Source organism: Variovorax nitratireducens, assembly GCF_051216545.1.
Classification (GTDB): domain Bacteria; phylum Pseudomonadota; class Gammaproteobacteria; order Burkholderiales; family Burkholderiaceae_C; genus Variovorax.
Genome location: NZ_JBPJZO010000003.1, coordinates 522779 through 545050, shown reverse-complemented (window position 1 = coordinate 545050; position 22272 = coordinate 522779). Strand labels below are relative to the sequence as shown.

Annotated in this window: 19 protein-coding genes; 12 read left to right on the top strand and 7 right to left on the bottom strand. The window is 65.9% G+C overall.

Annotation, left to right across the window (positions count from 1 at the left end; genetic code table 11):
• Window positions 1-118 precede the first annotated feature (118 nt).
• The 4 genes from ACSFA8_RS11805 to ACSFA8_RS11790 are packed head-to-tail and all read left to right on the top strand — an operon-like array spanning window position 119 to window position 5699.
• The gene (locus tag ACSFA8_RS11805; RefSeq protein ID WP_435479684.1) at window positions 119-2215 is read left to right on the top strand and encodes a TonB-dependent siderophore receptor; all 2097 of its coding nucleotides are present in this window, start codon (window positions 119-121) and stop codon (window positions 2213-2215) included.
• Window positions 2216-2218: 3 nt separating this feature from the next.
• Window positions 2219-3355, top strand: coding sequence for a PepSY-associated TM helix domain-containing protein (locus ACSFA8_RS11800; RefSeq protein WP_435479683.1), 1137 nt, complete (start codon window positions 2219-2221; stop codon window positions 3353-3355).
• Window positions 3352-3537 (top strand): hypothetical protein, encoded by a 186-nt coding sequence (locus tag ACSFA8_RS11795; protein WP_435479682.1) that lies wholly within the window; start codon window positions 3352-3354, stop codon window positions 3535-3537. Before ACSFA8_RS11800 ends, ACSFA8_RS11795 begins: the two co-directional genes overlap by 4 nt.
• Window positions 3538-3581: 44 nt before the next feature.
• Window positions 3582-5699, top strand: a complete 2118-nt coding sequence (locus tag ACSFA8_RS11790) for a TonB-dependent receptor family protein (protein WP_435479681.1) — start codon at window positions 3582-3584, stop codon at window positions 5697-5699.
• 19 nt (window positions 5700-5718) lie between these two features.
• On the opposite strand, the gene ACSFA8_RS11785 is transcribed toward ACSFA8_RS11790, so the two are convergent.
• Together ACSFA8_RS11785 and metK are read right to left on the bottom strand one after the other, a co-directional pair.
• On the bottom strand, window positions 5719-6663 hold the full coding sequence (locus tag ACSFA8_RS11785; RefSeq protein WP_435479680.1) for a Bug family tripartite tricarboxylate transporter substrate binding protein: 945 nt from the start codon (window positions 6661-6663) through the stop codon (window positions 5719-5721).
• A gap of 224 nt (window positions 6664-6887) precedes the next feature.
• Window positions 6888-8069: a methionine adenosyltransferase gene (gene metK / locus ACSFA8_RS11780; protein ID WP_435479679.1), complete on the bottom strand. Its 1182-nt coding sequence runs from the start codon at window positions 8067-8069 to the stop codon at window positions 6888-6890.
• A gap of 183 nt (window positions 8070-8252) precedes the next feature.
• On the opposite strand from metK, the gene ACSFA8_RS11775 reads away from it, so the two are divergent.
• A complete protein-coding gene (locus ACSFA8_RS11775; RefSeq protein WP_435479678.1) occupies window positions 8253-9128 on the top strand; it encodes a lysophospholipid acyltransferase family protein in 876 nt (291 codons plus the stop codon).
• Entirely contained in the window at window positions 9125-10009 is an 885-nt protein-coding gene (locus ACSFA8_RS11770) for an LpxL/LpxP family acyltransferase (protein ID WP_435479677.1), read from the top strand. The genes ACSFA8_RS11775 and ACSFA8_RS11770 overlap by 4 nt, the downstream gene beginning before the upstream one ends.
• 16 nt (window positions 10010-10025) lie before the next feature.
• Here the strand turns inward: ACSFA8_RS11770 and ACSFA8_RS11765 are convergent, their stop codons facing one another.
• Window positions 10026-10937 (bottom strand): alpha/beta fold hydrolase, encoded by a 912-nt coding sequence (locus ACSFA8_RS11765; protein WP_435479676.1) that lies wholly within the window; start codon window positions 10935-10937, stop codon window positions 10026-10028.
• 73 nt (window positions 10938-11010) lie between these two features.
• Entirely contained in the window at window positions 11011-11730 is a 720-nt protein-coding gene (gene yihA, locus ACSFA8_RS11760; protein ID WP_435479675.1) for a ribosome biogenesis GTP-binding protein YihA/YsxC, read from the bottom strand.
• A gap of 71 nt (window positions 11731-11801) precedes the next feature.
• On the opposite strand from yihA, the gene ACSFA8_RS11755 reads away from it, so the two are divergent.
• The 5 genes from ACSFA8_RS11755 to ACSFA8_RS11735 all read left to right on the top strand — a co-directional run bounded on the left by ACSFA8_RS11755 (window position 11802) and on the right by ACSFA8_RS11735 (window position 17827).
• The gene (locus tag ACSFA8_RS11755; protein ID WP_435479674.1) at window positions 11802-12476 is read left to right on the top strand and encodes a c-type cytochrome; all 675 of its coding nucleotides are present in this window, start codon (window positions 11802-11804) and stop codon (window positions 12474-12476) included.
• Window positions 12477-12594: 118 nt separating this feature from the next.
• A complete protein-coding gene (locus tag ACSFA8_RS11750) occupies window positions 12595-14748 on the top strand; it encodes a cytochrome c biogenesis protein ResB (RefSeq protein WP_435479770.1) in 2154 nt (717 codons plus the stop codon).
• The gene (ccsB, locus tag ACSFA8_RS11745) at window positions 14745-16061 is read left to right on the top strand and encodes a c-type cytochrome biogenesis protein CcsB (RefSeq protein WP_435479673.1); all 1317 of its coding nucleotides are present in this window, start codon (window positions 14745-14747) and stop codon (window positions 16059-16061) included. Before ACSFA8_RS11750 ends, ccsB begins: the two co-directional genes overlap by 4 nt.
• Window positions 16062-16179: 118 nt before the next feature.
• Complete coding sequence (gene msrP, locus ACSFA8_RS11740; protein WP_435479672.1) at window positions 16180-17172, top strand: protein-methionine-sulfoxide reductase catalytic subunit MsrP; 993 nt, start codon at window positions 16180-16182, stop codon at window positions 17170-17172.
• A 13-nt stretch (window positions 17173-17185) separates the two neighbouring features.
• Window positions 17186-17827 carry a protein-methionine-sulfoxide reductase heme-binding subunit MsrQ gene (locus ACSFA8_RS11735; RefSeq protein ID WP_435479671.1) on the top strand — a complete coding sequence of 214 codons (642 nt, stop codon included), beginning with the start codon at window positions 17186-17188 and terminating at the stop codon, window positions 17825-17827.
• Between the two features lie 6 nt (window positions 17828-17833).
• Here the strand turns inward: ACSFA8_RS11735 and lysA are convergent, their stop codons facing one another.
• Window positions 17834-19099, bottom strand: a complete 1266-nt coding sequence (gene lysA / locus ACSFA8_RS11730) for a diaminopimelate decarboxylase (RefSeq protein ID WP_435479769.1) — start codon at window positions 19097-19099, stop codon at window positions 17834-17836.
• Window positions 19100-19104: 5 nt separating this feature from the next.
• Complete coding sequence (gene lptM, locus ACSFA8_RS11725) at window positions 19105-19326, bottom strand: LPS translocon maturation chaperone LptM (RefSeq protein ID WP_435479670.1); 222 nt, start codon at window positions 19324-19326, stop codon at window positions 19105-19107.
• A 12-nt stretch (window positions 19327-19338) separates the two neighbouring features.
• Between lptM and cyaY the strand changes: the two genes are divergently transcribed.
• The gene (gene cyaY, locus ACSFA8_RS11720; RefSeq protein ID WP_435479669.1) at window positions 19339-19671 is read left to right on the top strand and encodes an iron donor protein CyaY; all 333 of its coding nucleotides are present in this window, start codon (window positions 19339-19341) and stop codon (window positions 19669-19671) included.
• Window positions 19672-19684: 13 nt separating this feature from the next.
• Here cyaY and ACSFA8_RS11715 read toward each other — a convergent pair whose 3' ends face one another.
• Window positions 19685-22090 carry a penicillin-binding protein 1A gene (locus ACSFA8_RS11715; protein WP_435479668.1) on the bottom strand — a complete coding sequence of 802 codons (2406 nt, stop codon included), beginning with the start codon at window positions 22088-22090 and terminating at the stop codon, window positions 19685-19687.
• Window positions 22091-22272 lie beyond the last annotated feature (182 nt).

Sequence of the window (22272 nt, the reverse complement as noted above, 5' to 3'; positions counted from 1 at the left end):
GACGTGGCGTCTTTGGCGGCAGTGCGATTCCCTTTTCTTCTGTCTTCGCCATTGCGTTCACATTCCGTTCATGAATAGAATACGAATCGTTCTCAATTGCATCAAGAATAGGATCCGGATGATGATGTTTTCGACGCGGCACAGGGTCGCTTCGTGGCTGGCAGGTTGCCTTGCCATCTGCGTGCACCAGCAGGTGCTGGCGCAGGCGACCCCCGAGGCGGCGCTGCCGGAAATCCGGGTCAATGCCAGTGTCGAAGCGGAAACCGCGACTTCGCCCGTGATCGGCTACCGCGCCAAAAACGCCATCACGGCGACCAAGACCGACACGCCGCTGGCCGAAACGCCGCAGTCGGTGACCGTGATCACGCGCGACCAGATGGTTGATCAGGGCGCCACCAACCTGCAGGACGCGCTGGGTTACGCCGCCGGGGTGCGATCCGACGCCTACGGTCTCGATGCCCGCACCGACTCGGTTCGCGTGCGCGGCGCCTACCCCGACGTCTATCTGGACGGCCTGCGCCAGGCCTACGGCTACTACACCAGCACCACGCGCACCGAGCCCTACACACTGGAACGACTCGAAGTGCTGCGCGGGCCGTCGGGCATGCTGTTCGGCGCCGGCACGGCAGCCGGCGTGGTCAACATGGTCAGCAAGCGGCCGTTGCTCGAAACGCAGCGCGAGGTCGGCGTGCAGTTCGGCAGCTTCGGCCGCAAACAGATCCAGGCCGACCTGACCGGCGCATTGGCCGTCGACGGCACCTGGTCGTATCGCCTGATCGCGCTGACGCGCAAGTCCGATACGCAGGTCGACTACGTGCCCGACGATCGCAGCCTGTTGGCGCCATCGCTCACCTGGCGGCCCAACGCGTCGACCTCCCTTACCCTGCAGGGCCTATGGCAAAAAGACAAGAGCGGCACCACCTCGCAGTTTCTGCCGTGGGAGGGAACGATCTACCCGAACCCCAATGGCCGGCTGCCGGCGAGCCGCTTCATCGGCGAGCCGGGCGACTACTACGACAGCGAGCGCAAGACCTTCGGCTGGCTGTTCGAGCACAAGTTCAACGACAGCTGGACGGTGCGCCAGAACTTCCGCGTGGCGCACAACGAAAACGACAACCGCTACCACTACGGCGACGCGTTTTCGGTGCCGGGCGGCTGGGCGGCCGACCCGATCTTCAAGCGCCTGCTGGGCCGCTACAACGACAGTTCGCTAACGCGCAACCGCACCACCACGCTCGACAACCATGTCGAGGGCCATTTCGAAACCGGTGCCGTGCGCCACACGCTGCTGGTCGGCGCGGACTTTGCGCGCCAGAAGGAGAACGTCTGGGGTGGCTACACCTACAGCGAGATCGATGCCTACGCGCCGGTGTACGGCAATCTGCAGGACCCCGTGCGCGAGGCCTATCCGCGTACGCGGCAGAAGCAGAATGGCCTGTACCTGCAAGACCAGATGAAGCTCGGCAACTGGATCTTGGTGGCCGGCCTGCGCCACGACCGCGCGACCAGCAGTGCCGAGGGCAGCGACGACGAGGACAGCAAGGCCACCACCAAGCGCTTCGGCCTGATGTATGCGATGCCGTCGGGCTGGTCGCCGTACCTGAGCTACGCCGAGTCGTTCACGCCGCAGTCGCCGCGTGAGGGCCGCATCTTCAAGCCGCTGCGTGGCGAGCAGTGGGAGGTCGGTGTCAAGTACGAGCCGAAGGAGCGGGGCCTGGCCTTCAGCGCCGCGCTCTACGACCTGCGCGAGAAGAACCAGATCGTCGAACTGCAGCCGCAGGTGTTCAGCCAGCTCGGCGCCACGCGCACCAGGGGGCTGGAGCTGGAAGCCAAGGGCTCGGTCACGCGCGAGTTCGACATAGTGGCGCACTACAACTACATCGATGCCGATGCACAGATCGAGGGCCTGCCGAAACACCAGGCCAGCCTGTGGGCCAAGTACCGCTTTGCGATCGCGGGCATGCCCGGCTTCTCGGCCGGCGCCGGTGTGCGCTGGATGGGTGCCTTCCGCGACCTGCAGGCCGGCACCGGCCCGCGGATACCGAGCGTGGCGCTGCTCGATGCCGTGTTCGCCTACGAGACGCCGCAATGGCGCTACGCCCTCAACATCAACAACCTGACCGACAAGGTGTACTTCAGCACCTGCCTGTCGCGCGGCGACTGCTGGTATGGCGCACGCCGCAACGTGGTGGCCAGCGCGACCTACCGCTTCTAGAACATGAACAGCAAGAAGATCAAGGCCTGGGCCTGGGTGCACAAATGGAGCAGCCTGGTGTGCACCGTGTTCATGCTGCTGCTTTGCATCACGGGGCTGCCGCTGATCTTTCACCACGAGATCGGCCACCTGCTTGGCACCGAGGTCGAGGCGCCGAAGATGCCGGCCGGCACGCCGCGCGTGAGCCTCGATCGCGTGCTCGAGGTCGCGCAGGCGCGTCATCCCGATCGCGTGGTGCAGTTCGTGTCGCAACCCGAGGACGACGACGGCCTGTGGTTCGTCACGCTCACGCCGACGCCGGCGCCGACGGACGATTTCAAGTCGGTCGCGGTCGATGCGCGCACCGGCGCCGTGCTGGCGCAGCCGAAGTTCGACGAAGGCTTCATGTACGTGATGTTCAAGCTGCACGTCGACCTGTTCGCGGGGCTCCCGGGCAAGCTGTTCCTCGGTTTCATGGGCCTGCTGCTGCTGGTGGCGATCGTCTCCGGCGTGGTGCTGTACGCGCCGTTCATGCGCAAGCTCGAGTTCGGCACGGTTCGGCGCGAGAAGCGGCCGCGCCTGAAGTGGCTGGATCTGCACAACCTGCTGGGCATCGTGACGCTGGTGTGGGCGCTGGTGGTCGGCGCCACCGGCATGATCAACACCTGGGCCGACCTGGTGATCAAGTACTGGCAGTACGACCAGCTCAGCGCGCTGCTGGCGCCCTACCAGGGCCAGCCGACGGTGCCCCAGGCCGAGCGCGGCTCGGTGCAGCGCTCGCTCGATGTGGCGATGGCGCGCGCGCCGGATATGAAGGTGTCGTTCATCGCCTTCCCTGGCACGGCGTTCTCGAGCCCGCACCACAACACTGTGTTCCTGCGCGGCAACGAGCCCTTCACCGCGCGGCTGCTGCAGCCGGTGCTGGTCGATGCCAAGACCAACGCGCTCACGGCGGCGCCGAAGTTGCCGTGGTATCTCACGGCATTACTGGTGTCGCAGCCGCTGCACTTCGGCGACTACGGCGGCATGCCGATGCAGATCCTCTGGGCGCTGCTCGACATCGCCACCATCATCGTGCTGGGCAGCGGGCTGTACCTCTGGCTCAAGAAGGGCAAGGCGGCGTCGACAGCGCCGTCGACGGCGGCGGTCGCGGCCGCATGAGGCCGCGCCACGCGTTCGCTCGCCTCTGGGGCTGGCCGATCCTGCTGGGCCTGCTCACGCTGGTGGGGCTGGTGTCGGCCCTGTTCAGCGATGGCGGTTTCGGCGATGTGCTGGCGTGGCTCACGCTTGGCCTGCCGGTTGCGGTCGGTTGCTGGTACGGTTGGGCCCGGCGCAGGCGCTGAAGATTTTCGGGGCCACTAGGCCCACTGGCCGCAGAATCGTTGCGATGAAGAGTTCCTTCGTTGCCGCCCTCTGGCTGCTGCTCGGCGCGCCGTGGACGGCATGGGCCGAGGACGCGGCGGTGCCGACGCTGCGAGAAATCACGGTCACCACGCCACGCGGCGAAGTGCGGCCGTTCGAGGTTGCCGGGTCGGTTGACCGCGTCGAGGGCGAAGACATGCGCGAGGGCCGCCTGCAGGTAAACCTGTCCGAAAGCCTGGGCGGCGTGCCGGGGCTGCAGGTGCAGAACCGCCAGAACTACGCGCAGGATCTGCAGCTCTCGGTACGCGGCTTCGGTGCGCGATCGACCTTCGGGGTGCGCGGCGTGCGGCTGTACGTCGACGGCATCCCGGCAACGCTGCCCGACGGCCAGGGCCAGACCTCCAACATCGATATCGGCTCGGTGAGCCGTGTCGAGATCCTGCGAGGGCCGTTCTCGGCGCTCTATGGCAATTCGTCAGGCGGCGTGCTGCAGGCGTTCACCGAAAGCGGCGAGGGCGCGCCGAAGCTCGGCTACTCGTTCGCGAGCGGCAGCGACGGCACCGTGCGGCAAAGCGCGAAGGCCTCCGGCGCGAGCGGGTCCATCGACTACCTGCTGAGCACCAGCCAGTTCCACACCGACGGCTACCGGGATCACAGCGAGGCGCATCGCCGCATTGCCAACGGCAAGCTCGGCATTCGGCTGGACGACGACAGCCGACTCACGCTGGTCGTCAACAGCGTCCAACTGCGCGCGCAGGATCCGCTGGGCCTGACGGCCCAACAGGTGGGGGCCGAGCGGCGTGGTGCTGCGCTGGCGAATCAGTTCGACACGCGCAAGACGGTAGATCAGTCGCAACTCGGCCTTCTGTACGAACGTCGCCTGAATGCGGACAACGACTTGCGGTTGATGGTCTACGGCGGCGAGCGAAAGACCACGCAGTTCCAGGCGATTCCGCCAGCGGCGCAGGCCGCCAGTCCGCTGCAGGCCGGTGGCGTGATCGACCTCGCGCGCAGCTACACCGGCTTCGACGCGCGCTGGACAGCGCGAATGCAACTGGCCGGCCGTCCGTTCGAGCTCGTCACCGGGCTCGCGTACGACACGTTGCAGGAGCGGCGCCGCGGCTACGAAAACTACCTTGGCAGTGCCGCCGCGCCATGGCTCGGTGTGCAGGGTCGCTTGCGGCGCAACGAGCACAACGAGGTGTCGAACGTCGATCCTTATATGCAGGCCACCTGGCGCCTGGCCGAGCGCTGGACGCTCGAGGCCGGCCTGCGCCAGAGCAGCGTGCGCTTCGATTCGCAGGATCGCTATGTGTTCGGCCGCAACGGGGACGACAGTGGCGCCGCGCGCTACCGCAAGGCGCTGCCGGTGGCGGCGCTGCGCTATGCGGCGACGCCGGATCTGAATCTGTATGTCACCGCGGGCCGCGGCTTCGAGACGCCGACGCTGAACGAGTTGTCCTACCGCTCGGGCGGACTGGCCGGCCTCAATTTCGCGCTGAAGCCCTCGGTCAACGAGAGCGTCGAGGTCGGTGCCAAGGCGCGACTGGCGGGTGGGCTGCTCACTGCCGCACTGTTCCAGACCCGTACCGCCGACGAGATCGTCACCGACACCAACGTGGGCGGCCGGGCCACGTTTCAGAACGCAGGCCGCACGCGGCGCGAGGGTTTCGAGCTGAGCTGGCTGCACGAGACGGCAAGCCATTGGCGCACGCAGATTGCCTACACCCGCCTCGACGCGCGCTACCGCGACCCCTTCTGCTCGCCGTCACCCTGTGGCGCGGGCAACGCAGTCGCTGCGGGCAACCGCATTCCGGGCATTGCGCGGCAATCGCTGTTCGCATCGTTCGGCCATGTGCCGCCCGACGGCTGGCGCGCGGGGGCGGAACTGCGCGCGCTGTCGCGCATCCTGGCCAACGATGCCAACAGCGCCAGCGCCGCGGGCTACGCGGTCGCAGCGCTGTACGCGGGCTATGTGAAGCGCTGGGCGCGCTGGGAGGTCAACGCGTTCGCGCGCATCGACAACCTGTTCGACCGCCGCACCATCGGCTCGGTGATCGTCAACGAGGGCAATGCGCGCTACTTCGAACCCGCGCCGGGCCGTACCTGGACGGTGGGCGCGGGCGCCGCGTATCGTTTCTGAGGTTGGCGCTCCCGGGCACTCAGGCCTGCTTGAGCTTGAGCAGATAGATCATCACGCCGGCCATCGAGATGTCGAGATCCAGAAAGCCGGCGAAGTTCTTGCCTTCCATCCAGGAGGCGTCCCAGTTGGCGCGTTTGATCGCCTTGTGCCAGGCGTCGTGCGCAACGCCCCGGCGTACCGCTTCGAGCAGCACGTCCGCGGCGGCCTGCGGCACGCCCTTGCCGGTGAAAACGCCGCGCCAGTTGGAGAGGTCGGCGTCGACGCCTTGCTCGCGGATCGACGGTATCCCAAGGAAAGGCCGCTTCGCCGACACGCCGATCGCGCGCAGCTTGCCACTGGCAATGCTTTCGCTGAACTCGCTGAAGCCCGAAATGCCGACGGCCGCCTTGCCCGACAGCAGCGCCTCCACGACCTGCGCGCCGCCCGCATAGGGCTGGTAGGTGAGATCGGCGGCTTTTCCGGCAACGCGGGCCAGCATCCCGGCGTACACATGGTCGACGCCGCCCGCCGAGCCCCCGGCAACGGGCGTGCTGCCGGGCTCCGTGCGCAAGCGGTTGATCAGGTCTTTGGGCGTCTGGATCGCGGAGTCCGTCCGCACCGCGACCACCTCGTAGTCGCTGGTCAATCGCGCCACCGGTTGCACCGCCCGCATGTCAACCGCGCTTTTTTGCAACGCGACCGCGCCCACCATGACCATCCCGCTCATCAGCAGGGTATCGGGGGCAGCGTTGTATTTCTGGACATACTGGGCCAGGCCGATGGTGCCGCCCTTGCCGCCGACGTTCTCGTAACTGACCTGTGCCACGGCGCCGGAAGCAAGCATTGCGGCGCCGAGCGCGCGGCCGGTCTGATCCCAGCCGCCGCCTTCGTTGGCAGGAATGACGATCCGTAGATTCCCAAGGACGGGCGGGGAGGCTTGCGCCCATGCGGCGGGCATGGCGGCACCGAGCGCGCCCGTTGCCATCCAGTGCATCCAGGTTCGGCGGGTCGGGAGGCAGCCGGGTTCCGAGGCCTCGCTCGCGCCACGGGCAGTGAAAAGCAGGTCAAGATGATTCACAAATGTATCTTTTTGTTTCCGTGACAGGTGGCGAATCCTGACCGGTCGCTCGTGCGACTACAACAAGGGAATACCCTGATTGCGAAACATCGACCTACGGAGCTGGCGGCGCCATGGCCCCGCCGCAGGGCTCAGAGGCCGGCCGCAGCCCGCAGAGCCGGCGCGTTCTTCGTGCTTTCCCAGGTGAACTCGGGCTCTTCGCGGCCGAAGTGGCCGTAGGCGGCGGTCTTCTGGTAGATCGGCCGCAGCAGGTCGAGCATCTGGATGATGCCCTTGGGCCGCAGGTCGAAGTGTTCGTTGATCAGCGCGGCGATCTGGTCGTCGGGGATCACGCCGGTGCCTTCGGTGTAGACCGTGACGTTCATTGGGTGCGCCACGCCGATCGCGTACGCCACCTGGATCTGGCACTGGCGGGCCAGGCCGGCGGCCACGATATTCTTGGCGACGTAGCGCGCCGCGTACGCGGCCGAGCGGTCGACCTTGGTCGGATCCTTGCCCGAGAACGCACCGCCGCCGTGCGGGCAGGCGCCGCCATACGTGTCGACGATGATCTTGCGGCCAGTCAGGCCGCAGTCGCCTTGCGGGCCGCCGATGACGAAGCGGCCGGTCGGGTTGATCAGGTACTTGGTGTCCTTCAGCCATTCCTTGGGCAGCACCGGCTTGATGATTTCCTCGATGATGGCTTCGGTGAACGAGGCCTTCATCTTGGTCTGCGTCTCGCTCTGGTCGGGATGGTGCTGGGTCGAGAGCACCACGGTATCGATGCTGTGCGGCTTGCCGTCGACGTAGCGCATCGTGACCTGGCTCTTGGCGTCGGGCCGCAGGAAGGGCAGCCGGCCGTCCTTGCGCAGTTGCGCCTGGCGCTCCACCAGCCGGTGCGCGTAGTAGATCGGCGCGGGCATTAGTTCGGGCGTCTCGTCGCAGGCGTAGCCGAACATCAGGCCCTGGTCGCCGGCGCCGGTGTTCAGGTGGTCGTCCGATGCATGGTCGACGCCCTGGGCGATGTCGTTGGACTGCTTGTCGTAGCAGACCATCACGGCGCAACCCTTGTAGTCGATGCCGTAGTCGGTGTTGTCGTAGCCGATGCGCTTGATGGTGTCGCGCGCGACCTGGATGTAGTCGACGTGCGCGTTGGTGGTGATTTCGCCGGCGAGCACCACGAGGCCGGTGTTGGTCAGCGTTTCGGCGGCCACGCGACTGCGCGGATCCTGCTCGAAGATCGCATCGAGGATCGCGTCGGAGATCTGGTCGGCAACCTTGTCGGGGTGGCCTTCGGAGACGGATTCGGAAGTGAAGAGAAAGTCGTTCGCCATGGGATTGAAACTCCTTGAAGGTGAAAAGGCGCGTTGCCGATTCCTGAGGGAGCTCTGGCGAACGCTTTAGCAGTACTGTTTAACGTCGCCCTGCAAGTAGTTCCATAACTCGGCGACAATTTGCATTCTATTCGAGCCGCGCGGTACGCTGCGCGCGCGTCAGTTTCGATCCCCACTGCCTTGATGACCTCTCTGTTCCGATTGTTCGCCCGCGTGCCGCTGCCTCTCATGCATGCGTTCGGCGCGGCCTTCGGCTGGCTGGTCTGGTGGTGCGCGCCGGACTACCGGCGCCGCTTCAAGGCCAATGCCGAAGCCGCCGGTTTCACGCCCGCGCAGTACCGCCCGGCGATCGGTGCGGCGGGCGCGATGGCGGCCGAATTGCCCTGGCTCTGGTCCCGGCCAAAAGGCGAGAGCGTGTTGCCCCGGGTGGTTCGCTGGGATGGCCTGCCGGCGTTCGAAGCCGCGCTTGATGAACGCAAGGGCGTGATCCTCATGGTGCCGCACGTCGGCAGTTGGGAGCTGTATGGCCAGGCCGTCGGCGAACGCTTCCTGGCCAGCCATGGACCCATCACGGCGCTCTTCCGACCGCCGCGCAAGAAGTGGATGGCGGCGCTGATGGATGGCTCGCGCGACCGGCCCGGCCTGCAAACCTTGCCCACCACCGTCAAGGGCGTGCGCGGCCTGATGCGCGCGCTGCGCGCCGGCGGCTACACCGGCATCCTGCCCGATCAGGTGCCGCCGGCCGGGCAGGGTGTATGGGCGCCGTTCTTCGGCCGGCCTGCGTACACGATGACCCTGCCAGCCCGCCTTGCGCAGCAGACCGGCGCGCGCGTGTTTCTCGGCGTGTGCGAACGGCTGCCACGCGGCGCCGGCTATGCGATCCGTTTCGAACCCTTCGATGGCACGGCGTTCAGCGATCCGGCGGCCACACCCGAGGCTGCTGCGACGGCGCTGAACGCCGGCATCGAGCGGCTGATTCGCGGTCTGCCGGGGCAATACGTGTGGGACTACGCGCGCTACAAGCAGCCGCGCGCCGAGCCGCAGGAGGTGGCGGCATGAGCATTTCGGCGCAACTGGGCATCGGATTCATGCGCGCGCTGTCGTACGTGCCGCTGCCGCTCGTGCGCGGCGTCGGAGCGATCCTCGGCCGGCTGCTGCACACCGTGGCGCTGCCACGCCGGCGTGTGGTCGATACCAACCTGGCGCTTTGCTTCCCCGACAAGTCGGCCGCGGAGCGGCGCCGCATTGCGCGCGAAACCTTCGTGCTCGTGGCGCAGTCCTGGCTGGATCGCGGCTGGCTCTGGCATGCCCCGCCCGACGTCGTGGCGCGTCGCATCAAGGTGATCGGCGCCCCGGCCGAGATCGAAGAGATCGCGCACGGCAAGGCGCCGATGATCCTGTTCGCGCCGCACTTCTACGGCCTCGATGCCGCCGCCACCGGCCTCACGATGCACACGTCGCGACCGTCGACCACGATCTACACCACGCAGCGCGACCCCATGGTCGACGAATGGATTCGCGTGGGCCGGGCGCGCTTTGGCAACGTGATCACGCTGAACCGGGTGGACGGCATCAAGCCGATTGTCGCGGGGCTGCGCAAGGGGGGGCTGCTGTACCTGTTGCCCGACATGGACTTCGGGCGCGACCAGTCGGTGTTCGTGCCGTTTTTCGGCGTGCCGGTGGCAACGGTGCCCTCGCTTTCGCGCTTTTCGCGGCTCGGCCGCGCGAAGGTGGTGCCGATCCTTTCGCGGGTGGTCAAGAACGGCTACGAAATCGAGGTGCTGCCAGCCTGGCAGGGCTTCCCGACCGACGACGCCGTGGCCGACACGGCACACATGAACCAGCAACTGGAGGGCTACATCCGAACCATGCCTTCGCAGTATTACTGGGTGCACCGCCGCTTCAAGACACGGCCCGAAGGCGACCCGCCGCTCTATTGAAGTCGGCGGGCCTCGATCAGTTGCGCAACATGAACGCTTCGATTTCGCGCGCGACCAGCTGCGGCTGCTCGTGCACGATCCAGTGGGTCGCGTTCGGCACCTTCTTGACCTCCAGCTTCGGCACGTAATCTTCCAGGCCTTCGAGCAGGCCCGGAAGCAACGCGGCGTCGTCGAGCGCCCAGAACACGAACGTCGGCACGTTCACCACCAGCCGCTCGCGCGGCAGCGTCGGAATCTCGGGGCCGGATTGGCCCGGCAGGGCGGGTTTCATCGGCGTCACGCGGTAGAGATTGCAGGCGCCGGTGAGCCCGGCGTTCCACACGTCGCGGTATTGCTGCTTCACCTCGTCGGTGAGCCAGCCGAAACCTTCGGGGCCGGCCTTCATCAGCGTGAAGAAGGGCCACATGCGCTTGTAGTCGTCGGCCGAGAGCAGTTCTTCGGCCTTGGGCTGGGCCAGGAAGTTCATGTAGGCGCTGGCTTTCTGCTGCGCCGGGTTGTCGCGCAGTTCGCGCGTGAAGGTGCCGGGGTGCGGCGAGTTGATGATCACGAGCTTGCCGACCTGCTCGGGGAAGGCGTTGGCATAGCCCCAGGCGAAGGCGCCGCCCCAGTCGTGGGCAACCAGCGTGGCCATCTTGCCATCGGTGCTTTCGGTCGCCGCCAACTGCTGGACGTCCTGGATCAGCAGCTGCGCCTTGTACGCGGCCACTTCGGTCGGCGCGCTCGATTGCTCGAAGCCGCGCAGGTTGGGCGCCACGCACCGGTAGCCGCCGTGCTCGGGCTGCGCGAAGTATTCGAGCAGTTCGTCCCAGATGAAGGCGGCTTCCGGAAAGCCGTGCAGAAACATCATCAGCGGGCGGCCGGCCTCACCGGTCGCGCGGCAACTCAGGGTGATGCCGTTCGGCAGGCTGCGCTGAAAGGTCTGGATCATCGGTTTGTCTCCTTGGTTTTGCTATCTTTTTGAGAGCGAATTGCGCAGGCGGAGCGGGCTTTGCAGCCTTCTTTTATGGTGCTTCCTGGGCGGGCGCTTCCACCGGGTGCGCCCAGCGCCAGAGCAGTTCGGCTGCTTCGTCCACGCCTTGCTTTTTCAGTGCCGAGAACAGTTTCACCTCGCCGCCACCGGCCTGCAGTCGCGCAATCGACAGCGCCTTGGCGCCTTCGGAGCGGGTCAGTTTGTCGGACTTGGTCAGCAGCACGAGGAACTTCAGGCCCTCGACGACACGTGGCCGGATCACGTCGAGCAGGATCTCGTCGAGTTCGGTCAGCCCGTGGCGCGGGTCGCACATCAGCACCACGCCGCGCAGCGTTTCGCGCGTCATGAGGTAGTTGCCCATCACGCGTTGCCAGCGCAACTTGGCTTCCTTGGGCACGGCCGCGTAGCCGTAGCCGGGCAGGTCGGCCAGCACTGCGTCGTCGACTTTCTGCTTGCCGACGCCGAACAGGTTGATGTGCTGCGTGCGGCCCGGCGTCTTGGACGCGAACGCGAGCCGGGTCTGCTGCGTGAGCGTGTTGATGGCGGTCGACTTGCCCGCATTGGAGCGGCCGACGAAGGCAATCTCGGGCAGTTCGAGCGGCGGCAAGTGCTCGAGTTGGGGCGCGCTGGTCAAGAAATGGGCGGTGTGCAGCCAGCCCATCGCGACACGCGCACGCTCGGCGGTTTCGGGGTCGGTGGCGGCTCCTGGATGGGGCGGATAGGCGGCCGGCTTGCGCGGCGGGGAGGTCATCGGTGAGCTTTCGGTACGGGGCGCCATTGTAGAATCGCGGGGTTTTGCGCCATAAATCGAAGCCCCCCGATATGAAGTTGTTTGCCCAAATCCTGCTTGCAGCCCTCATGGGCGTCGCCGCCAGCGCGAGCCTCGCGGCCGATGCGCCTGCTGCCGCACCGGTGGCTGCGGCGCCTGCCAAGCCGGCCAAGCCCGACCTGGCCAAGGGTGACACGCTCTTCAACGCGAGCACGCCGACCATCCAGAGTTGTGCCTCCTGCCACAACGCCGACGGCAACTCGTCGATTCCGGCCAACCCCAAGCTGGCGCAACAGCATCCGGAATACATCCTCAAGCAATTGCAGGAGTTCAAGGCGGGCAAGCGCAAGAACGCGGTCATGACCCCGATGGCGGCGCACCTGAGCGACCAGGACATGCGTGACATCGCCTGGTTCGTCGGCGCGAAGAAGGCCAAAACCGGCTTCTCTAAAGACAAGGACACCATCGCGATGGGCGAGAAGATCTACCGCGGCGGCATTGCCGACCGGCAGGTTCCCGCCTGCGCCGGTTGCCACAGCCCGAACGGTGCCGGCATCCCGGCCCAGTATCCGCGCCTGGGTGGCCAGCATGCCGACTACACCGTGACGCAGCTCACCGCGTTTCGCGATGGCGGCCGCCTGAACGCCCCGCAAATGACCGGCGTGGCCGCCAAACTGAACGACCGCGAAATCAAGGCCGTGGCCGACTACATCGCCGGTTTGCGCTGATCCGCCGCAAGCAGGCCGAGAACCAAACGCCGAGTAATCAACCCAACGAGGGCGGGCCTGTTCATCCGGACAGCCCGCCCTTGTCCTTTGGCCCCAGCGCTTTTATCGATCCATGTCTGTGTCCGTCTCCACCCACGGTTTGCGCGTTCGTCGCGGGCCCCAGGCAGTTCGTGCAGCGGTGGAGCTGTTTTCGTCGATGCGCTTCGCGATTGCGCTGCTCACCGTCATCTGCATCGCCTCGATCATCGGCACCGTGCTCAAACAGCACGAGCCCTTCGGCAACTACGTCAACCAGTTCGGCCCGTTCTGGGCGCAGGTTTTCCGCGCGGCGCTGCTCGACGCGGTCTACAGCGCCTGGTGGTTTCTGCTGATCCTGCTGTTCCTGGTGATCAGCACCTCGCTTTGCGTCGCACGCAACACGCCGCGCATCCTGGCCGACTTCAAGGTCTACAAGGAAGACATCCGCGCCCAGAGCCTGAAGGCCTTCGGGCAGCGCGCGGAAGCGGTACTGGGCGAGACCCCCGGGACGGCGGCCAACCGCATCGGCCAGTTGCTTGCGGGCGGTGGCTGGAAGGTCAAGCTGCAGCGCCGTGATCTGCCGGGCAAGGAGGGCGGGTGGATGGTGGCGGCGCGCGCCGGCGGTGCGCACAAGCTCGGCTACATCGCGGCGCACAGCGCGATCGTGCTGGTGTGCATCGGTGGCCTGCTCGACGGCGACTTGATCGTGCGCGCACAAACCTGGTTCAACGGCAAGAGCGTGTTCACAGGCGGCGGCATGATTTCCGATGTGGCGCCGCAGCACCGCCTCTCGCCGAACAATCCGACCTTTCGCGGCAACATCCTGGTGCCCGAAGGCGGCCAGGCGAGCACCGCGATCCTGAACCAGTCCAACGGCGTGCTGCTGCAGGAGCTGCCGTTCTCGATCGAGCTCAAGAAATTCATCGTCGACTACTACTCGACCGGCATGCCCAAGCTGTTTGCCAGCGAGGTGGTGCTGCACGATCGCGTCACCGGCGAGCAGAAGCCCGCACGCATCGAGGTCAACCATCCGGCCAGCTGGAAGGGCATCGAGATCTACCAGTCGAGCTTCGACGACGGCGGCTCCACGGTGAAGCTCAAGTCGGTGCCGATGGCCGCCGCGGCCAAGCCGTTCGAGGTCGAGGGCACCATCGGCAGCAGCTCCGAGCTCAGCAACGGCCAGGAAAAGCTCACGCTCGAATACACCGCGCTGCGGCTCATCAACGTCGAGAACTTCGGCGGCCCCCAGGGCGGCAGCGGTGCCGACGTGCGCAAGGTCGATCTCGGCCACGAACTGCAATCGCGCCTCGGTGCCGCCAACAAGGTCAACAAGCCCAAGGTGCTGCGCAACATCGGCCCGAGCATCGGCTACAAGCTGCGTGATGCTGCAGGCCAGGCCCGCGAATATCAGAATTACATGGTGCCGGTCGACACCGGCGATGGCACCGCGGTGTTCCTGCTCGGCGTGCGCGACAAGCCCGAAGAGGCGTTTCGCTACCTGCGCGTGCCGGCCGACGACAACGGCGCGATGGACGGCTTCGTCAACATGCGCGCCGCGCTGGGCGACGCCGACATGCGCGCGAAGGCGGTCGACCGCTACGTCGCGCGCGCGAGTGACCCGAAGCGCCCCGAACTGGCCGAGCAACTGCGCACCTCGGCCACCCGTGCACTCGCATTGTTTGCCGGCGCCGAGCGTGTCAAGCCCGACAGCACGCGCAGCGGCGGCTGGCAGGCGATCGCCGAGTTCATGGAAGCCAACGTGCCGGAGGCCGAGCGCGAGCGCGCGGGTACGGTGCTGGTGCGCATCCTCAACGACGTGCTGTTCGAATCGCTCAACCTGAGCCGCGAAAAAGCCGGGCTGGCGGTACTGCCGCCGGACGAGAAGTCGCAGACCTTCCTGACCCAGGCAGTGCTCGCCATAAGCGACGCGGCCTTCTACCCGGCACCGATGGCGCTGATGCTGACCGACTTCAAGCAGGTGCAGGCCAGCGTGTTCCAGGTGGCGCGCGCACCCGGCAAGAACGTGGTCTACCTGGGCTGCCTGTTGCTGATCGTCGGCATTTTTGCGATGCTGTATGTGCGCGAGCGCCGGCTCTGGGTCTGGCTTACGCCGGCCGGCGAGGCCGATGGCCAAGCCAGTGACACATCGGCCACCATGGCGTTTTCGGTCAACCGCAAGACCATGGACAGCGACCGCGAATTCGAGCACCTCAAAGACAAGCTGCTCGCCACCCACAAGGATCCGGCGTCATGACCACCACCACCCTCACGCTCAACGACAGCTGGCGCTCGCGCCGCAACACCTTCGACTGGGTGTTCGCGGCGCTGGTGCTGGCCGGCGGCGCCTTCGCCTTCTCGCGTTATGCGGGCTCGATGGATTCGTATGAAAAGCCGATCCTCGCCGCTGCCGTGCTGGCCGGCATCTCGCTCGGCTGGTTCTGGCGGCCGCTGCAGGTGCTGGCAATCGTCGTGGGCGCTGCCTCCCTGCTGGCCATCTTTTCCTACCAGGGCGACCTCTCGCGGGCCGACACGGTGTTCCAGCTCAAGTATTTCCTGTCGAGCCAGTCGGCCATCCTCTGGATGAGCGTGCTGTTCTTCATGAGCACGGTGTTCTACTGGTTCGGCCTGTTCGGCGGCAAGCAGGGCGATGCGATGGAGTTGATCGGTTCGCGCGTGGCCTGGGCCGCGGTGACGATGGCGCTGATCGGGAGCATGGTGCGCTGGTACGAAAGCCACCAGCTCGGCCCGGATATCGGCCACATCCCGGTCAGCAACCTGTACGAAGTGTTCGTGCTGTTTTGCTGGATCACGACGGCGTTCTACCTGTACTTCGAGTCGCGCTACAAGACGCGCTCGCTGGGCGCCTTCGTGATGCTGGTGGTCAGCGCCGCGGTCGGCTTCCTGCTCTGGTACACGCTGGTGCGCGAGGCGCACGAGATCCAGCCGCTGGTGCCGGCCCTGCAAAGCTGGTGGATGAAGCTGCACGTGCCGGCGAACTTCATCGGCTACGGCACCTTCGCGCTGGCGGCGATGGTTGCGTTCGCCTACCTGATCAAGCAGCAGGCGCAGGAAACCCGCTGGTACAAACTCACGCCGATCTGGTTGCTCGGCATTGCGTTGTGCTTCGTGCCGGTGGCGTTCCGCCAGCGCGTGCAGGAGGCGGGCGGCAGCTACTGGCTGGTTTATGCCGCTGTTTCGGCCGTGATTGCCGCGGCGATCCTGCTGGGACGCAAGCGCATTGCAGCACGGCTGCCTGCGCCCGAGGTGCTCGACGACGTGATGTACAAGTCGATCACGGTCGGCTTTGCCTTCTTCACCATCGCCACCGTGCTCGGCGCACTCTGGGCCGCCGATGCCTGGGGTGGCTATTGGAGCTGGGATCCGAAGGAAACCTGGGCACTGATCGTCTGGCTCAACTACGCGGCCTGGCTGCACATGCGGCTGGTCAAGGGGCTGCGCGGCACCGTCGCGGCCTGGTGGGCGCTGGGCGGGCTGGCCGTGACGACCTTCGCCTTCCTGGGTGTCAACATGTTCCTGAGCGGCCTGCACAGCTACGGCACCTTGTAGGCGCCGTCCCCCGGACTTTCGCGACGAATTGAAACCATGCGCGCACCTGGCGCGTAACCAAAGCAGGGTGGTGAACGAACTACCCTGCAAGACCAACGATTCCAGCGAAAGGCGTCCCATGCTGATTCATTCCCGCAACGATGGCTTTAACCATCCGGTGCCCAGCGAGATCACTCCGCGCAGTGCCTACGAAGGCCGGCGCGACATGCTCAAACTGTTGGCCGGCGGCGCGGCCGGTACGGCGCTTGCCTCCTGGGCCGCCCGCGACGCGATCGCCCAGACGGGCGGCGGGCTGGCCAAGTTGCCGGGCGCCAAGTCAGCGGTGGCGGGCGCGCAGAGCATGGAAAAGGTGACCGAGTACAAGGACGCCACCACCTACAACAACTTCTACGAGTTCGGCACCGACAAGGCCGACCCGGCCAAGAACGCCGGCACGCTCAAGACCCGGCCGTGGACGGTCGAGGTCGAAGGCCTGGTCAAGAAGCCCGGCAAGTACGGCATCGAAGACCTGATCAAGCTCAGCGCTCAGGAAGACCGCATCTATCGGCTGCGCTGCGTCGAAGGCTGGTCGATGGTGATTCCGTGGGTCGGCTATTCGCTGGCCGAGCTGATCAAGAAGGTCGAGCCGCAGGGCAATGCCAAATTCGTCGAGTTCGTGACGCTGGCCGACCCGAAGACGATGCCGTTCGTCGGCTCGCGTGTGCTCGACTGGCCGTATGTCGAAGGCCTGCGCATGGACGAGGCAATGCATCCGCTGACCCTGCTTACCTTCGGCATGTACGGCGAGGTGCTGCCCAACCAGAGCGGCGCACCGGTGCGCATCGTGGTGCCATGGAAGTACGGCTTCAAGAGCGGCAAGTCGATTGTCAAGATCCGCTTCGTCGAGAAGGAGCCGAGCACGGCCTGGAACAAGGCAGCCGCCAACGAGTACGGCTTCTATTCGAACGTGAATCCGAACGTCGACCACCCGCGCTGGAGCCAGGCGACCGAGCGCCGCATCGGGGACGGCGGCGGGCTGTTCGCCAAGCGCCGCAAGACCGAGATGTTCAACGGCTACGAAGCCCAGGTCGGCCAGCTCTATGCGGGCATGGACTTGAAGAAGAACTACTGAACCCGGGCAGCCCATGAACAAGCTGCTGTTGCACCGCGCGGCCAAGCCGCTGGTGTTCTTGCTCTGTTTGCTGCCGTTTGCCTGGATGGTCTACGGCGCTTTCACCGACGGCCTCGGTGCCAATCCGGCGGAATACCTGATCCGCTCGAATGGCGACTGGACGCTGCGCTTCATCTGCATCGTGCTGGCCGTGACGCCGCTGCGCGTGATGACCAAACTCAACGGTCTGGCGCGCTTTCGGCGCATGCTGGGGCTGTTCGCCTACTTCTATGTGGTGCTGCACCTGCTGAGCTACAGCTGGTTCGACATGGGCTTCGACGTGCCCGAAATCGCTAAGGACATTGCGAAGCGGCCGTTCATCCTGGTCGGCTTTGCGGCCTTCGTATTGTTGACGCCGCTGGCGGCGACCTCGTTCAACCGCGCGATCAAGGCGATGGGCGCCAGGCGCTGGCAACTGCTGCACAAGCTGGTCTATGTGATCGCCGGGCTCGGGCTGCTGCACTTCTTCTGGATGCGCGCGGGCAAGAACAACTTCGCGGAGGTGTTCGTCTACGCCGCGATCATCGCCGTGCTGCTGGGCTGGCGCGTCTGGAAGTTTGCCGGCAAGAACAGGCTGCAGCGTCCGCCGGTCGGGCGCGGGCAGCTGTCCAAATAGCAGTGCTCAGAAGCGCTCGCTGGCCAGTTGGTCGTCAATCGTTTCGCGCCTGCGGATCAGCTTTGCGCTGCCGCCGCTGACCAGCACCTCAGCGGCGCGGCCCCGGGTGTTGTAGTTGCTGGCCATGCTCATGCAGTAGGCACCGGCGGACAGCACTGCCAGCAGGTCGCCCGATTGAACCGTGAGCGCGCGGTCGCGCCCGATCCAGTCGCCGCTTTCGCAGACCGGGCCGACCACGTCGTACGTCGAGGCTGCGCCGGCACGCTCGTTCACCGGCACGATCGCCTGGAACGCCTGGTACATCGCGGGGCGCGGCAGGTCGTTCATGGCGGCGTCGACGATGCAGAAGTTCTTGTCCTCGCCGGGCTTGATGTAGAGCACCTCGGTCACGCAGACGCCGGCGTTGCCGACCATCGATCGGCCCGGTTCGATCATGAGTTGACGGTCGCCGAAGCCGCGCGCGTCGATGCGCGCCAGCAACTGCTTCCACAACGCATCGGCGGCCGGCGGTGTGTCGCCGTTGTAGTCGATGCCAAGCCCACCGCCGAAGTCGATGTGATGCAGCCGGATGCCGGCGGCCTCGATCGCTTCCACCAGATCCAGGATCTTCTCCATCGCATCGAGATACGGCCCGGCGTCGGTGATCTGCGAGCCGATATGGCAGTCGATGCCCACCACCTCCAGGCCGGGCAGGCGCGCCGCATGCCGGTAGGCAGCCACCGCCCGGTCGTGCGCCACGCCGAACTTGTTGCCCTTGAGCCCGGTCGAGATGTACGGGTGCGTCTTCGGGTCGACGTTGGGGTTGATGCGAATGCTGATGCGGGCGCGTTGGCCCGCGGCGAGCGCCACCTCGTTCAGCACTTCGAGTTCGGCTTCGCTCTCGACATTGAAGCAGCCGATGCCGGCAGCCAGCGCCTGGCGCATCTCGGCGCGGGTCTTGCCGACGCCTGAAAAAATGATCTTTGCCGGCTCGGCGCCGATCGCCAGCACGCGCGCCAGTTCGCCGCCCGAAACAATGTCGAAGCCGCAGCCGGCCTCGGCAAACACACGCAGCACGCCGAGGGAGGAATTCGCCTTCATCGCATAGCAAACCAGGGCATTCCGGCCGGCGAAACCACGCTGATAGGCCGCCAGCGCGTCGAGCATCCACTGCTTCGAGTAGACGAACAGCGGGGTGCCATGCTCGCGCGCCAGCGCGTCCAGCGACACGCCCTCCACCTTCAACACGCCGTCGTGACGCGCGATGTGGGGATGGCCGGGGAGGGGACGCACAGCGCTCACTTGGCGCGCTCCGGTGCGCGGCTGGCGGCTGCAGGCGCAGGCGCGGTTTCGGTCGGTGCAGGTGAGCCCGGGCGGATCAGATCGGGCAGCGTGGCGCGGTTGGCGGCCGCGGGCTCGGTGGGCAGGTAGAGCGGGCCGCGCTGGCCGCAGCCGGAAAGACCGACCCCGAACACGACGAGGCCAAGCGTGCTCACTAGAATTTGATGAACTTTCAACATGGTGAAATTGTAATGACCGACCCCGAGTATCTGGATCGTGCGGAAGCTGCGCTGGCTGCCATCGAGCAGGGCTGCGACCGCCTCAACGACGCGACCGATGCCGACATCGACAACCAGCGCGTGGGCGGGATGATCACCATCACGTTTCCGAACAAGAGCCAGTTGATCGTCAACCTGCAGCCCCCTCTGCACGAGATCTGGCTGGCGGCACGGTCAGGCGGCTACCACTACCGCCATGACGGCAACGTCTGGGTCGACACCAAGACGGGAGAAGAGTTGTTCGCCAACCTGTCGCGCGAGGCAACGGTGCAGGGTGGCCAGCCCCTGCAGTTCGCCGCAGGCTGATCGACCGGGGCGATCAGTTCCTGAAAAGGTCGAGGATCTTGTTGCGCTCTTCCGGCGGCGCGGGCGGACTCACCGGCACGCCAGCCAACGCCTCTGCGGGCGCAGGCGCGGCGTCAACGCCCAGGCTCGCCACGCTTCGACCCGGCGCATAGTCATCGAAGTACCACTCGCCGCCCACGTTCACGACGCCGCCCGGCGCCGGCAACTCGGCCACAGGCACGCCCTTGAGCGCCGTTTCCATGAACGTGATCCAGATCGGCAGGCTCAGGCCGCCGCCGGTTTCCCGGTCGCCAAGTTTGCGCGGCGTGTCGTAGCCCATCCAGGCAATGGCCGCCATGGTCGGCTGGAAGCCGGCGAACCAGGCGTCGAGCGAGTCGTTGGTGGTGCCGGTCTTGCCGTAGATGTCGGTGCGCTTGAGCATGGCTTGCGCCTTGGCGGCGGTGCCGCCGCTGGCCACCGATTGCAGCAGGCTGTCCATGATGAAGGCGTTGCGCTGCGGGATCGCGCGCATGGTTTCGTTCAGCAGGGGCGGCTGTTTGTCGACCAGCACCTTGTCCTTGTGGTCGGTGACGCGCGTGACGAGGTAAGGATTGACGCGGTAGCCGCCGTTGGCAAACACCGAGTACGCCGTGGCCATCTGCATCGGAGTGACCGACCCCGCGCCCAGTGCCATCGGCAGATAGGCCGGATGTTTCTCGCGCTCGAAACCGAAGTTCGTGATCCAGTCTTGCGCGTAGTGGGTTCCGATCGACTGCAGGATGCGGATCGACACCATGTTCTTCGATCGCATCAGTGCGCGGCGCATCGACATCGGGCCTTCGAAAGTGCCGTCGTAGTTCTTCGGTTCCCAGGGCGTTCCGCCGGTGGTGCTGCCGTCGAAGAACAACGGCGCATCGTTGATGACGGTCGCCGGCGAGAAGCCTTTTTCGAGCGCGGCCGAGTAGATGAAGGGCTTGAAACTCGAGCCCGGCTGGCGCCAGGCTTGCGTGACGTGGTTGAACTTGTTCTTGTCGAAGTCGAAGCCGCCGACCAGCGCCTTGATGGCGCCGTCGCGCGGATCCAGTGCCACGAACGCGCCTTCCACTTCCGGCAACTGGGTGATTTCCCAGGCGTTCTTGGGCGTCTTCGCCACGCGGATCACGGCACCACGGCGAATCCTGATGTTGGGCGGCGCTTTGTCCGAGAGCCCCGACTGCGCCGGCTTCAGGCCGTCGCCGGTGATGGACAGGATTTCGCCGTTGCCGCGAATCGCCGTGAGCTCTTTCGGCGTGGCCTTGAGCACCACGGCCGACATCACGTCGCCGTTGTCGGGGTGTTCGGCCAGCGCGTCATCGACCGCCTCGTCGAGCTCCTGGGCGTCGTTTGGCAGGGTGACGAACTTCTCGGGGCCCCGGTAAATCTGGCGTCGCTCGAAATCCATGATGCCCTTGCGCAGCGCCTTGTACGCCGCCGCCTGATCCGCCGCCACCAGCGTGGTGTAGACCTTGAGCCCACGCGTGTAGGTCGTGTCGCCGTACTGCGCATACATGAGCTGGCGCACCGTTTCGGCCACGTACTCGGCGTGCAGCCGATTCGGATCCTGCGCGTCGCGCAGGTGCGGTTCTTCCTTGCGGGCTTCGGCGGCCTGCTCGGCCGTGATGAAACCAGCTTCCTGCATGCGGTCGATCACATAGAGCTGGCGCCCACGCGCACGGCCGGGGTTGTTGACCGGGTTGTTGGCGCCCGGCGCCTTGGGCAGGCCGGCCAGCATCGCCGCCTGCGCGATCGTGATGTCTTTCAGCGGCTTGCCGAAATAGGCTTCCGACGCCGCGGCAAAGCCATAGGCACGGTTGCCCAGATAAATCTGGTTCAGGTAGATCTCGAAAATCTGATCCTTGCTCAGCAGATGCTCCAGCTTGAAGGTCAGCAGAATCTCGTAGATCTTGCGGGTCAGCGTTTTCTCGGAGCTGAGATACACATTGCGCGCGACCTGCATCGTGATGGTCGATGCCCCCTGGCTCTTCACCTTGTTGACGTTGGCCAGCCCGGCGCGGATCACACCTTTGTAGTCGACGCCGCCATGGCTGTAGAAGCGCGCGTCCTCGGCGGCCAGAACCGCATCCTTCACGACCTTCGGGATGGTGTCGATCGGCGTGAGGTTGCGCCGCTCTTCGCCGAACTCGCCGATCAGGATGCCTTCAGTGGAAAATACCCGCAGCGGCAGTTTGGGGCGGTAGTCGGCGAGCTCCGAGATGTCCGGCAGGTTGGGGTAGGCGACCGCCAGCGCGACCGCGATCACGAACGCCAGCGACAGCGCGCCTGCGACGGCAATGCCGGTTGCCCAGAAAAGAATTCGGAGCAACCATCTGAGCCAGAAGGGTCGCTGAAGGGTGGCAGAGGCAGTCCTGGCAGGCCCGGAGGCATTTGTTTTTTCGGGCATGTGAGATAGCGGAGTCAACTGCCATTATAAAAAGCCCGCTCCTTCAAGGCGCGCTTATCTGCACCCTGCAGCCAAACGAACCACCCCGTGACCTATGTTGCAAAACCGTACATCAGCGTCAACTTTTGACAACGGTTTGTGGCTTCCATGGGGTTCGCCACTTGGTCGGCCGGGATGCTTGC

Excerpts from the sequence above, each read along its gene's own strand:
- ACSFA8_RS11785 (WP_435479680.1), bottom strand. The coding sequence starts at position 6,663 with ATGGCAACGGGCGCGCTCGGTGCCGCCATGCCCGCCGCATGGGCGCAA.
- ACSFA8_RS11765 (WP_435479676.1), bottom strand. The coding sequence starts at position 10,937 with ATGATCCAGACCTTTCAGCGCAGCCTGCCGAACGGCATCACCCTGAGT.
- lptM (WP_435479670.1), bottom strand. The coding sequence starts at position 19,326 with ATGTTGAAAGTTCATCAAATTCTAGTGAGCACGCTTGGCCTCGTCGTG.
- metK (WP_435479679.1), bottom strand. The coding sequence starts at position 8,069 with ATGGCGAACGACTTTCTCTTCACTTCCGAATCCGTCTCCGAAGGCCAC.
- cyaY (WP_435479669.1), top strand. The coding sequence starts at position 19,339 with ATGACCGACCCCGAGTATCTGGATCGTGCGGAAGCTGCGCTGGCTGCC.
- msrP (WP_435479672.1), top strand. The coding sequence starts at position 16,180 with ATGCTGATTCATTCCCGCAACGATGGCTTTAACCATCCGGTGCCCAGC.
- ACSFA8_RS11800 (WP_435479683.1), top strand. The coding sequence starts at position 2,219 with ATGAACAGCAAGAAGATCAAGGCCTGGGCCTGGGTGCACAAATGGAGC.
- ACSFA8_RS11770 (WP_435479677.1), top strand. The coding sequence starts at position 9,125 with ATGAGCATTTCGGCGCAACTGGGCATCGGATTCATGCGCGCGCTGTCG.
- ACSFA8_RS11775 (WP_435479678.1), top strand. The coding sequence starts at position 8,253 with ATGACCTCTCTGTTCCGATTGTTCGCCCGCGTGCCGCTGCCTCTCATG.
- ACSFA8_RS11790 (WP_435479681.1), top strand. The coding sequence starts at position 3,582 with ATGAAGAGTTCCTTCGTTGCCGCCCTCTGGCTGCTGCTCGGCGCGCCG.
- yihA (WP_435479675.1), bottom strand. The coding sequence starts at position 11,730 with ATGACCTCCCCGCCGCGCAAGCCGGCCGCCTATCCGCCCCATCCAGGA.
- ACSFA8_RS11735 (WP_435479671.1), top strand. The coding sequence starts at position 17,186 with ATGAACAAGCTGCTGTTGCACCGCGCGGCCAAGCCGCTGGTGTTCTTG.
- ACSFA8_RS11805 (WP_435479684.1), top strand. The coding sequence starts at position 119 with ATGATGATGTTTTCGACGCGGCACAGGGTCGCTTCGTGGCTGGCAGGT.
- ACSFA8_RS11795 (WP_435479682.1), top strand. The coding sequence starts at position 3,352 with ATGAGGCCGCGCCACGCGTTCGCTCGCCTCTGGGGCTGGCCGATCCTG.
- ccsB (WP_435479673.1), top strand. The coding sequence starts at position 14,745 with ATGACCACCACCACCCTCACGCTCAACGACAGCTGGCGCTCGCGCCGC.
- ACSFA8_RS11755 (WP_435479674.1), top strand. The coding sequence starts at position 11,802 with ATGAAGTTGTTTGCCCAAATCCTGCTTGCAGCCCTCATGGGCGTCGCC.
- ACSFA8_RS11715 (WP_435479668.1), bottom strand. The coding sequence starts at position 22,090 with ATGCCCGAAAAAACAAATGCCTCCGGGCCTGCCAGGACTGCCTCTGCC.